Here is a 12,640-nt window from a genome sequence, read left to right as displayed (position 1 = left end):
CCCCTGACATTTATTCGTTTAGAACTCTTTCAAACGATCTTCAGAGGGCTGCGGGCGGCCAAAATAGTAGCCCTGGAACAGGGTACAGCCCTCTTCCTTCAGTCGTTCAAACTGCTCGTTGCTCTCCACGCCTTCGGCGGTGATCTGAATATCCAGACTGCGGCTCATTCCGGTAATTGCCCGGATAATCGCCAGCGCCTCGCGGCTGTCTTTCATATCGTTAATAAACGATTTATCGATTTTGATCTTATCGAACGGGAACGAGCGCAGATAGCTCAGCGATGAGTAGCCGGTGCCAAAATCATCCAGCGCGATACGCACGCCAATCGCCTTGAGCTTTTGCAGAATATCGATATTCACCGAGGTGTTGTCCAGCAGTACCGACTCGGTGATCTCCACTTCCAGACGATGCGGTGCCAGGCCGGACTCTTTCAGCGCCGCTTCCACCACCGACACCAGCGCGCTGTTTTTGAACTGCATCGGCGACAGGTTTACCGCCACGCTCTGCCCGTCCGGCCAGCTGGCCGCTTCACGGCAGGCCTCATGCAGCGCATAGGCGCCCAGGCTGTGGATCAGGCCGGTTTCCTCGGCAATCGGGATAAAATCCATCGGCATAATCATGCCTTTTTCCGGGTGGTGCCAGCGCATCAGCGCCTCATAGCCAATAATATGCTGATGCTGATTATTGGTAATCGGCTGATAGTACAGCTTCAACTGGCGGCAGCTAATCGCCTCGCGCAGATCGTTTTCAATCATCCGCCGCTTCGCCGCCAGTTCGCCCATCTGTTCGGTAAAGTATTCGAAGCGGTTACGCCCGTTACGCTTGGCTTCATACAGCGCCATATCGGCACAGCGCAGCAGGTGCTCCGGCGTACTGATCCCGCGCTCGGCAATGGCAATACCAATGCTCAGGCCGACGGAAAGGTTGTGACCGTCGACGTTGAACGGCGGACGAATGGTTTCGATCAGGCGGCTGGCAACGATTTCCGCCTCCTCCGCCTGCTTCAGGCCCGGCAGCACGATAGAGAACTCATCGCCGCCGGTCCGCGCCAGCGTATCCTGCTCACGCAGCACGCTGCGCAGCCGCACCGCCACCGTTCGCAGCAGATCGTCGCCAACCTGATGGCCCAGCGCATCGTTAACGTTTTTGAAGTTATCCAGATCGAGGCACAGCGTGGCGGTAATCTTGCGCTCTTCGCGATCGGCGCGCAGCGCGTCGTTGAGACGCTGGCTGAACAGCACGCGATTCGGCAGGCTGGTCAGATTATCGTGATGCGCCATATGGTGGATACGCGCATCGGCGGCGCGCTGATCGGTAACATCATCGGCGATCAGCAGCACGTAGTTATGCGTAGCGTCGTTGCCGCGAATAATCGAGGCTGTGGCGTTGATAATCCGATCGCGTCCGTGGCTGTCCAGCAGACGCTCGCTGCGGTGCATCCCTCCTTTGCGCTGTGCGGCGTCGGAAAGCTGCATAAAATATTCGCCCATTTCCAGCGTCATACACTGCGAAAGCTTCTTGCCGACAAAGTCTTCCTGCACGCCGCCGAGCAGCTGCTGCGCCTTACCGTTGATCAGCAGAATTTCACGAGTAACCACGTCTTCCACAATCACACTGGACGGAATATTGGTCACGATAGTGTCGAGGAAGGTCGACAGCGCAGCCATTTTCTCACTGTGCCGCTCCGCCAGCTCGCGGGCTTCGCGCATCTGTTCTTCATACTCGCGCAGCTCGGTGCAGTCGCGGGTGATTTTCGCGAAGCCCAGCAGCTCACCGCTGTCAGTACGGATAGCATCAATCACCACGTGTGCCCAAAAGGCAGTGCCGTCTTTGCGATAGCGCCAGCCTTTACTTTCGTAACGACCGGTGTCGCGGGCGATGCCCAGTCCGTACTGCGGTAAACCCTTTTCCTGATCCTGGTGGCTGTAAAAACAGCTGAAATTTTTGCCGATGATCTCGTCCGGCAGATACCCTTTGGCCCGCTGGGCACCCGTATTCCAGTTCGCGACGGTACCGTCCGGTTTCAGCATATAAATGGCGTAGTCAACCACGCTCTGAACCAGAAGCCGATACATTACATCTGAGTTTTCATTCATTATTATTTTCACCCGGTTGCTGGCAGCTATTTCTCTTCAATGGAAAGATACTGCCGGCATGCAATCAATACGCCATTGGATGGCGCACACGCTGATCCTGCCCACATCCTGTGGGAACACAACTCCTGTCGTGCCTGTGACGGACAGTCTCCTGGGGAGGGACGAAAACCGCTGTATGCCCAGATCCGTTTCGCCTGGTACTCCGTCGGCGTTCATTATCTGCTTTGTTGAATAAACATTCAAAATGCAAATCGCGTTTTTTCGTTAATCTGACTTCATTTGTCAGTAAATAGTGGGCTTCAGGCAGGGAAAATAGAGCAGTCAGGTGAAAATTCAGCATAAGGAACAATTTTTTGCCCTGAGATTCCACCTGGAAATTAATGGAAACACTGTTAGTGAGATTCCTCACAAACATTCACGGTATAACCATCAAAAATTCGCTGTGGAGTTTCTATGTTCAAATCCTTTTTCCCCCGGCCTCTGTTGTTCTTCAGCAGCGCGGCACTGTGGAGCCTGATGGCGATTCTGTTCTGGTTCGGCTTTGCCGGCAGCCACCTCGCGCACATGATGCAGTTCTCCCCGGTAGCCCTCGGCCCGTTGCCGAATAACGCCCTGTGCTTTATTGCCCCCTCCGAACTCGGTTTCTACAGCTACTATCTGCTGGCGGCGCTGCTGTTTGCTGGCTTCTGGGCGCTGTTCAGCCCGCATCCCTGGCAGCGCTGGTCGGTACTGGGTAGCGCGCTGATTATTTTTGTCACCTGGTTCTCTGTGCAGGTTGGCGTGGCGATCAACCGCTGGTATGAACCCTTTTACGACCTCGTACAGCGGGCGATGGCGCATCCGAATACGGTAAAAATCGATACGCTCTATGGCCAGATTGGCGGCTTCCTCAGCATCGCGCTAATTGCCGTAGTGATTGATGTGCTGAATCTGTTTTTTATCAGCCACTACGTTTTCCGCTGGCGTTCAGCGATGAACCACTACTACATGTCCCACTGGCAGCGCCTGCGTGGTATTGAGGGTGCAGCGCAGCGTGTGCAGGAAGATACCATGCGCTTTGCCTCCACGCTGGAAGATATGGGGGTGAGCTTTATTAACGCGGTGATGACGCTGATTGCTTTCCTGCCGGTACTGGTCGCCCTGTCGGTGCACGTCAAAACCGTGCCGATTATCGGCAGTGTCCCCTACGCGTTAGTGATTGCCGCCGTCGCGTGGTCAATTCTTGGCACCGGCCTGCTGGCAGTCGTGGGTATCAAGCTGCCGGGGCTATCCTTCCGCAATCAGCGGGTGGAAGCGGCCTACCGTAAAGAGCTGGTGTATGGCGAAGACGACCTCCAGCGTGCGCAGCCACCTACGGTCAAGACATTGTTTCATAACGTGCGGGTCAATTACTTCCGCCTCTATTTCCATTATCTCTACTTTAATATCGTGCGTATTTTCTACATCCAGCTGGATGCGGTATTCAGTATTTTTGTCCTGTTCCCATCGATTGTCAGCGGAGCAATTACCCTCGGGCTGTTAACGCAGATCACCAACGTCTTCGACCAGGTTCGCGGTTCGTTCCAGTATCTGATTAACTCGTGGACAACGCTGGTTGAACTGCTGTCTATCTACAAACGTCTGCGCAGCTTTGAGCATACGCTGGATACGCTGCCAGAGACGGAAAGCAGCGCTATCTGATGAAATGCTGGAGTCTGGAGTCTGGAGTCTGGAGTCTGGAGTCTGGAGTCTGGAGTCTGGAGTAATGGCCGCCGCCCAGGGCGGCCATCGTCAACAATCAGGCTATTTTCCGGCCAGCGCGGCGAACACTTTTTCTACCGCGTAAGCGCCGGGATCTTTCACGCCGTCCAGGCTTTCTGCATTCAAATAGGAAGCGCGCCCTGCTCCGGCGCTGCGCATCAGACTGGTGCTCTCGGCCCCTTCACGTGCGGCTTGCGCAACAGCAGCCAGATCTTTCCCCTCCGCCAAAGCGTTAAACGCAGGGTCCAATGCATCAATCATCGTACGCTGCCCGACCCGCGCACCGCCGTAATGCTGCATACGCTCCAGACCGTATTGCAGCGCCTGCGGCAGCGGCTCGCCCTCTTCCAGGCGCTGACCGGCGGCAGTGAACATAATCGACATCAGCACGCCCGATGAACCACCCATCACCGTCGCCAGCTTTTCGCCAATAACGTTTAGCAACTGTCCGGTCCGATCGAGCGGCAGCGACTGCTCTTCGCAGGCCTTGAGGAGGCTTCTGGCGCCGGCGGCAAATGTTGAACCGGTATCGCCGTCGCCCACTTTCGCATCCAGATTGTTTAACTCGCTTTCCTGCGCAATCAGCGTCCGGCAAAGGGTGGTCAACAGTGCGGCCACTTTATCGTTAGAGGAAGGCGTAAAGGTCGGCTGTCGATCGAGGGTCTTCGCCGGTGCTTCCACCAGCGTTGACGGTGAGACAGCCTCTGTCCAGCCCGCCGCTTCCACTTCCGCCAGCAGCGCCTTCTCAAACTCATCATCCAGCCGCAGAACAGACAGCGAGAATCCTTTCATATCCAGCGCGCTGACCAGCGTTGCCGGGCCCAGCAGCAGCCGAACCTGCCTGCCGATCGCCGAACCCAGTACCTCCCGAGTCAGTACCGCCATCTCCAGCATCGAAAAACCGCCGAGGTTATTGATTAACAGCGCCAGCGGTCGATCGCCCGTGTGAGCGGTAAGGCGCTGCACCATCTGAGCGACGATCTCCACGCTGTTCTGAGTTTTCAACGTCGATGCACCCGGCTCGCCGTGAATCCCCATCCCTAACTCGCAGGTACCCGGCTTGACGCGGTCATCACGAGCTTCTCCTGGAATATGACAGCTACTGAAGGCAACGCCGATGGAAGCGATCTGCTCGATGGCTCTCTGCGCTAATGCGGTGACATCGGCCAGGCTCTTCCCCTGTTCAGCGGCATAACCGGCAATTTTATGCACCAGCGCCGTACCCGCAATGCCACGAGGCTGAGGATTGTCCGGCAGCGCGATATCATCCTGCACCATCACCATTTCCACCCGATACCCCAGCTGTTTGGCTTTCTCCGCCGCCAGACCAAAGTTCAGCCGATCGCCGGTGTAGTTCTTGACGATAAGCAGGCAGCCAGCCTCACCGGTTACGTTAATAATGGCGTGCAGCACGGCATCCACACTGGGTGAAGCAAAAACATCGCCGCACACCGCGGCACTCAGCATTCCCTTGCCGACAAAGCCGATGTGGGCAGGTTCGTGGCCGGAACCGCCGCCGGAAATCAGCGCAACTTTCGATCGGTCCCAGTCACTGCGCACGACAATACGCAAATCTGCTCCCAGCGCGAGACGGCTAAGATTATGAAAAGGCGTACTTAACAGCGAGCCTTCTATCGCCTCATTGACCAGATGTTGCTTGTCGTTCATAAAAAACTGACTCATCTTATCTCCTTATCTCGGGCATACACTCTGCACAGGTGGCAACCTGCACGATGCTATAACTGTAGTAAAAATCCCTAAAGCAATCGTTACGGAAACGGCGCAATACGTTTCCAGCGCTTTAAAAGCATTGAAATAATTTTTTGGATTCACCCGTTAGTAGAAAACTTATCAACTCTGATTAGTTATCTAAGTAATAATGTCGGCGTAAATTTAAATATCTTCATGGTAAGTTTATCCAGAATTATTTTATTCATAGTTAATTACAATGTTTAACCAAAAATAAAGACTAACAGATTGAAACGCATACGGGCACGCACCTTATTCATCTTTATTCACTTTTTGCATACGCGAAATACCATTTGAAATTGCAGCATCAATCACAATTCCGGTTAATTAAGATGAAAAATAATCTAAAAGAGTCTACAAATATTGACTGGTGTTCGAATAAGATTGTTATCAACCTGGCAAATTATTTAACTAAGCCGCCGGTTTACCGTAGAAAAGGCAGATAATATTCGGAAAGGGCATCGTATATAAACGCTAACACCAGGGCGTCAAAAGGGGCAGATGATGTGATCTGTTCCTTTTTTTTTCGACCTGTCACTTTTCAGCATCAGGTTGTCAGCTTTGCGTCGGTCAATACCGGCGATCCCCAAGCAGAATAGAGCCTCTATCACAAGGAGGAATGACTATGCTGCAACAACCCAACGACAAATATCGCGCTTTTCCCCCGGTGGCACTGAACGATCGTCAGTGGCCAAGTAAAACGCTGACCCAGGCACCGCGCTGGCTCTCTACCGATCTGCGCGATGGCAACCAGTCGCTGGCTGAGCCAATGGATAGCACGCGTAAAAAGCTGTTCTGGCAGCTGCTGTTGCAGTGTGGTTTTAAGGAAATTGAAGTGGCTTTCCCTTCCGCTTCACAGACCGATTTCAATTTCGTTCGCGAGCTGATCGAACAGCGGATGATCCCGGATGACGTATCAATACAGGTGCTGACCCAGGCACGTAGCGATCTGATTGACCGTACTTTTGTCTCCCTGGAGGGGGCAAAAAACGCTACGGTGCATCTCTATAACGCCACCGCGCCAGTATTTCGCCGGCTGGTATTTCGCCAGAGCAAAGAACAGATTATCGAACTGGCGGTCAACGCCACTCGTCTGATCCGCCAGCGCTGCGAGGAGCAGCCGCAGACCAACTGGACCTTCGAATATTCTCCGGAAACGTTCTGCTTTACCGAACTCGACTTCGCGCTGGAGATCTGCGAGGCGGTTGCCGCCGTCTGGCAGCCCTGCGCGGAAAGACCGATGATCGTCAACCTGCCCGCCACGGTGGAAGTCAGCACGCCTAATGTCTATGCCGATCAGATTGAGTACTTCTGCCGCCATTTCTCCTGGCGTCCTGAGGTTTGCATCAGCGTCCACCCGCATAACGATCGCGGCACCGGCATCGCTGCCGCCGAACTGGCCCTGCTGGCCGGAGCAGACCGGGTGGAAGGCTGCCTGTTTGGCAACGGGGAACGCACCGGTAACGTCGATTTGGTGACCATGGCGCTGAACTTTTATACCCAGGGCATCAACCCAGGGCTTGATTTCAGCCAGATGAAGCAGGTGGTCGATCTGGTTGAGCAGTGCAACCAGCTGCCGGTTCACCCACGCCATCCTTACGCCGGGGAGCTGGTGTTTACCGCCTTCTCCGGTTCACACCAGGATGCAATTAAGAAAGGCTTTGCTGCCCGCAAAGAGCAGCAGGATAACGTCTGGGAAGTGCCTTATCTGCCGCTTGACCCGGCGGACATCGGCTGTAACTATGAGGCGGTGATCCGCGTTAACAGTCAGTCAGGGAAAAGTGGCGCGGCCTGGATGATCGAGCAAAATCACGGACTGGTCCTGCCACGAGCACTTCAGCAGGATTTCAGCCAGCGGGTACAGCAGGTCACTGACGGCGAAGGCAAAGAGATGACCCAGGCCGCTATCTGGCAGCTGTTCCGCCAGGCGTATGGCCTGACCGCACCTCAGTTGCAGCTGGGGGAATACCGCAGCCAGAGCGACAGCCATGGACAGCTGCAGTTTGAGGCCAGCGTACAGCAGGATAACCGCCCCTACGCTGTGGCAGGTCGGGGGAACGGGCTGCTGTCGGCGGCGGTCGACGCGCTGCGCCAGGCGTTTGACGTCTCCTTTACCATTCAGGATTATCATGAGCACACGCTGGGCCAGCGCAGCGACAGCCGCTCCGTCGCCTATCTGCACTGCACCTTTGCCGGCAATCACAGCGCCTGGGGGGTAGGTATCGACAGTGACGTTTCCCGCGCTTCGCTGCAGGCGCTGCTGAACGCGCTGGCGCAGGGTCAGCTGGCGGGTGGGAAGTAGTCGCTGGGCGCCACGCCCATAATGCGGCGGAACATTGCGCTGAACGCACTCTGGCTTTCGTAGCCCAAATCGAGTGATACCGTCAGCACCGAGTCTCCCCGTGCTAAACGCGCCAGCGCTTCCATCAGCCTGGCGCGCCTTACCCAATCGCTGAACTGCAGCCCGGTTTCCTGATAGAAACGGCGCGCCAGCGTGCGGCTGCTGACGTTGATGCGCCGGGCGCTGTTCTCCAGCGTCCAGCTTTCTCCCGGTTCGGCCCTCAGGGCATCACACAGTGAAATCAGCGCCTCGCTCTGCGGCTCCGGCAGGCTGAACGGCAGCTCGGTCATGACACGGATCTCATCCAGTATCAATTCATAAATTCGCTCCGCCCGGCTGGCGGGAGCATAGGATTCCGGCAGTGCCAGCGCGCTGACTATCAGCTCGCGCAACAGCGGGGATACCTGCACCACCTGACAACTGGCTGGCAAATCGGCACGCGCCAGCGGATCGACAAACAGCGTTCGCGCCGCCACGTTACCGGTCATTTGCAGCGCATGGGGCACGCCCGCAGGCAGCCAGACGCCGCGACCCGGCGGCACAATCCAGTGGCCCAGGTCCGTTTCAATACGCACCACGCCGCTCAGCGTATGGACCAGCTGTGCGCAGTTATGATGATGCCTCGGCTCACTGTCGCCATGGCGATAATCATGCGCGTAAGGCACCAGCGGGCGGGTAGCAAACGAAAAATCAACGGAAGATGACATAGGATTCCCGGAGGTGAGCAGGAACTCAAGCTTAACAAAGGCGCGGGCAGAAAGCGGAAAAAAGAGAGGTCGAGCAGAAAAACGCAGCGGACGGGAAAATCAATCAGGCGGGCCGCGATCGGCCCGCCCGTTAAGGTCACTATCAGGAATGCACGGCTTTCAGCTGCGCTTCATAGGCCGTGGCCTGTTTAGCGTCAAACTGATCTTCCCACTTGGCAACCACCAGCACCGCCAGCGCATTACCCACTACGTTCAGTGCGGTACGTGCCATATCGAGGATACGGTCAACGCCGGCAATAAATGCCAGTCCTTCAAGCGGGATGCCCACGCTGCCCAGCGTCGCCAGCAGCACCACGAAGGAGACGCCCGGCACGCCAGCGATCCCTTTCGACGTCACCATCAACGTCAGCACCAGAATGATTTCATCGCCCAGCGACAGGTTGATGCCGTACAGCTGCGCGATAAAGATCGCCGCAATACTCTGGTACAGCGTTGAACCGTCGAGGTTAAACGAATAGCCGGTTGGTACCACGAAGCTGGTGATCGACTTCGGTGCACCGTAGGCTTCCATCTTCTCCATAATACGCGGCAGCACGGTTTCCGAACTGGCGGTGGAGTAAGCCAGGATCAGCTCATCCTTCAGAATGCGGAACAGCACGGTGATACGCAGCTTACAGATACGCGCAACGGCTCCCAGCACCACAAAGGCGAAGAAGGCGATAGCGGCGTACACCAGAATCACCAGCTTGGCCAGCGGCCACAGCGAAGCAAAACCAAAGTTAGCCACGGTCACCGAGATCAGCGCAAATACCCCAACCGGCGCATAACGCATAATCATGCTGGTCACTTTAAACATCGCTTCTGAGGTGGAGCGGAACACTTTCACCAGCGGGTCGCGATGTTCAGACGGCAGCGACGAGAGGCCCAGACCAAACAGCACCGAGAAGAAGATAATCGGCAGCATGTCACCTTTGGCGATAGCAGCGAAAATATTCTGCGGAATCAGCGACAGAATGGTGGTGACCAGGCTGTGAGGCTGGCCCTGAACCTGTGCCGTTGTGGCTTCATATTTAGAGATGTCCACCGTTGCCAGCGTCGACATATCAATGCCGGAACCGGGTTGGAATACATTCGCCAGAGTAATACCTATCACAATGGCAATGGTGGTAATCACTTCAAAATAAACAATCGTTTTAACGCCAATACGTCCGAGTTTCTTGGCATCCCCGACGCCGGCGATGCCAACAATCAGCGTGGAGATAACGATAGGTACAACAATCATTTTGATCAGGTGAATAAAGATGTCACCGGCAGGGCTGAGAATGTTAGTGACTAACCATTCACGTTCCCCTGGTTGATTATGCAGAACCGCCCCAACGACGATCCCCAGTACCAACGCAATCAATATTTGCCAGGCAAGGCTGAGTTTTATTGCTTTCATAACGAGTCTTTTCCTTAACATGACCTGCTTTCCGCGCGGAGCTTGCGGAGTGAATGACACTCAAGGGAGGCAGACCGAAACCGGTCAATTCACAGGTAATGGATGGTTGATACCTGTATTCAGGCGCGTAATCAGTACCATTTTAAGCGTCATTAATGCAAGCCTGAGAGAGATGTATCTATTTTGTTAATTCTCGGCAGAATAAAGCTCTGATTTTAATCACATTAAACTAAGTTATTGTTATGGTTAACAATATTAAATCATTAAAACAACATAACTATGCACGGTTCTGCTATTAGTCGTGCCAAACTAACGGTCTGCTTGCGCTTTTTTTGTACACTGCACCGCCTTAAATTCGCCTTTTTCCTGTTGCATCCTTCTCTTTATGACAATGTCTCCCCCCGGTTTCATTACGCTGGGTTATGGCGTGATCTGCCGCTCAAAAAGAAAACAAAGCCTTGCGGGCATCTTCACTTAACCATTGATTGACATATTATTAACATCTTCAAGGAGGCCAGCCATGAGCCAAATACATACGTACCCTGTTCCCGCGAATATTGCGGAAAATACCCTGATTAATGCTCAGCAGTACCAGTCGATGTACCAGCAATCAGTGCAGGACCCCGATGCATTCTGGGGTGAGCAAGGCAAAATACTTGACTGGATCAAGCCTTACCGTACGGTGAAAAATACCTCTTTCGCCCCGGGTAATATTTCGATTCGCTGGTTTGAAGATGGCACCCTGAATCTGGCTGCCAACTGCCTGGATCGCCACCTGCAAACGCGCGGTGATCATCCGGCCATCATCTGGGAAGGCGATGACGCCAGCGAAAGTAAAACCCTCACCTATCGTGAGTTGCATCGTGACGTGTGCCGCTTCGCCAACGTGCTGCAGGATCTGGGCATCAATAAAGGCGACGTCGTGGCGATTTATATGCCAATGGTGCCGGAAGCGGCGGTTGCCATGCTGGCCTGCGCGCGTATTGGCGCGATCCATTCAGTGATTTTCGGTGGCTTTTCACCAGAAGCCGTCGCCGGACGTATTATCGACAGTAACGCCAGACTGGTGATTACCGCCGATGAAGGTGTTCGCGCCGGTCGCAGCATCCCGCTGAAGAAAAACGTCGATGACGCGCTGAATAACCCTGCCGTTACCGGCGTGAAAAATGTGGTGGTATTTCGCCGTACCGGTCGCGATGGCGGCTGGAAAAGCGGACGCGATCTGTGGTGGCACGAACTGGTGGCTAACGCCGGCAGCGAGCACCAGCCGGTTGAAATGAACGCCGAAGATCCGCTGTTTATTCTCTACACCTCCGGTTCTACCGGCAAGCCGAAAGGCGTGCTGCACACCACCGGTGGCTATCTGGTGTATGCCGCCACCACCTTTAAGTACGTGTTTGATTACCATCCGGAAGATATTTACTGGTGTACCGCCGATGTCGGCTGGGTCACCGGCCACAGCTATCTGCTCTACGGGCCGCTGGCCTGCGGTGCCACCACGCTGATGTTCGAGGGCGTGCCAAACTGGCCAAAACCGAGCCGCATGGCGGAAGTGGTTGATAAGCATAAGGTCACTATCCTCTATACCGCGCCAACGGCGGTCCGTGCGCTGATGGCCGAAGGCGATAAGGCGATTGAGGGTACCGATCGCTCTTCCCTGCGTATTCTGGGGTCAGTCGGCGAGCCGATTAACCCGGAAGCCTGGGAATGGTTCCACAAAAAAATTGGTAACGGGCGCTGCCCGATCTCCGATACCTGGTGGCAGACCGAAACCGGGGGCTTTATGATCACCCCGCTGCCCGGAGCTACCACCCTGAAACCGGGTTCGGCCACCAAACCGTTCTTTGGCGTTCAGCCTGCACTGGTCGACAACGAAGGCCATCCGCAGGAAGGTGCAACCGAAGGCAATCTGGTGATTATCGATTCGTGGCCGGGCCAGGCGCGAACGCTGTTCGGCGATCATGAACGTTTTGAACAGACCTATTTCTCAACGTTTAAGAATATGTATTTCAGCGGCGACGGCGCGCGCCGTGACGCCGATGGCGACTACTGGATCACCGGCCGCGTTGACGATGTGCTGAACGTTTCCGGCCACCGCCTGGGGACCGCCGAGATCGAATCCGCGCTGGTATCGCATCCAAAAATTGCCGAAGCCGCCGTGGTTGGCATTCCTCACAGCCTGAAGGGCCAGGCGATTTATGCCTATATCACCCTGAACCACGGTGAAGAACCCACGCCGGAGCTGTATACCGAAGTGCGTAACTGGGTGCGTAAAGAGATTGGCCCAATTGCCACGCCGGATGTATTGCACTGGACCGATTCCCTGCCGAAAACCCGCTCCGGCAAGATCATGCGACGTATTCTGCGCAAAATCGCCACCGGGGATACCAGTAATCTCGGAGACACCTCAACGCTTGCCGATCCGGGCGTCGTGGAGAAACTGCTGGAAGAGAAACAAGCCATTAAAATGCCGTAAATCTGATGGGGGCCTCAGTGCCCCCATTGCGTAACTGCCGCAGAGCAGCCCGTCGTCTTTCGTCTTAATTTTCAGCACCATGAAGTTAT

The 12,640-nt window shown here is 55.1% G+C and carries 7 protein-coding genes; 3 read left to right on the top strand and 4 right to left on the bottom strand.

The genetic code is table 11. The features are described 5' to 3' along the window. Nucleotides 1–18: 18 nt before the first annotated feature. Nucleotides 19–2,097: an EAL domain-containing protein gene (locus IBT46_RS00835; protein WP_200543170.1), complete on the bottom strand. Its 2,079-nt coding sequence runs from the start codon at nt 2,095–2,097 to the stop codon at nt 19–21. A gap of 453 nt (nt 2,098–2,550) precedes the next feature. Between IBT46_RS00835 and sbmA the strand changes: the two genes are divergently transcribed. Continuing rightward, entirely contained in the window at nt 2,551–3,777 is a 1,227-nt protein-coding gene (sbmA, locus tag IBT46_RS00830; protein ID WP_200543168.1) for a peptide antibiotic transporter SbmA, read from the top strand. A gap of 102 nt (nt 3,778–3,879) precedes the next feature. Here sbmA and IBT46_RS00825 read toward each other — a convergent pair whose 3' ends face one another. Beyond that, entirely contained in the window at nt 3,880–5,520 is a 1,641-nt protein-coding gene (locus tag IBT46_RS00825; RefSeq protein ID WP_200543166.1) for a dihydroxyacetone kinase subunit DhaK, read from the bottom strand. Between the two features lie 691 nt (nt 5,521–6,211). On the opposite strand from IBT46_RS00825, the gene leuA reads away from it, so the two are divergent. Continuing rightward, nucleotides 6,212–7,888 (top strand): 2-isopropylmalate synthase, encoded by a 1,677-nt coding sequence (gene leuA / locus IBT46_RS00820; RefSeq protein WP_200543164.1) that lies wholly within the window; start codon nt 6,212–6,214, stop codon nt 7,886–7,888. On the opposite strand, the gene IBT46_RS00815 is transcribed toward leuA, so the two are convergent. Next, nucleotides 7,867–8,634, bottom strand: a complete 768-nt coding sequence (locus IBT46_RS00815; RefSeq protein WP_105592195.1) for a helix-turn-helix transcriptional regulator — start codon at nt 8,632–8,634, stop codon at nt 7,867–7,869. The genes leuA and IBT46_RS00815 overlap by 22 nt on opposite strands. Nucleotides 8,635–8,776: 142 nt before the next feature. After that, a complete protein-coding gene (gene gltP, locus IBT46_RS00810) occupies nt 8,777–10,075 on the bottom strand; it encodes a glutamate/aspartate:proton symporter GltP (RefSeq protein WP_200543162.1) in 1,299 nt (432 codons plus the stop codon). 520 nt (nt 10,076–10,595) lie between these two features. On the opposite strand from gltP, the gene acs reads away from it, so the two are divergent. Further along, complete coding sequence (gene acs, locus IBT46_RS00805; protein WP_200543136.1) at nt 10,596–12,551, top strand: acetate--CoA ligase; 1,956 nt, start codon at nt 10,596–10,598, stop codon at nt 12,549–12,551. Nucleotides 12,552–12,640 lie beyond the last annotated feature (89 nt).

The sequence above is a fragment of the Erwinia sp. S38 genome (assembly GCF_016624545.1).
GTDB classification, from domain to species: domain Bacteria; phylum Pseudomonadota; class Gammaproteobacteria; order Enterobacterales; family Enterobacteriaceae; genus Erwinia; species Erwinia coffeiphila.
Note: the sequence above shows the minus strand (reverse complement) of the source record. Positions and strands in the feature narration are given on the sequence as shown.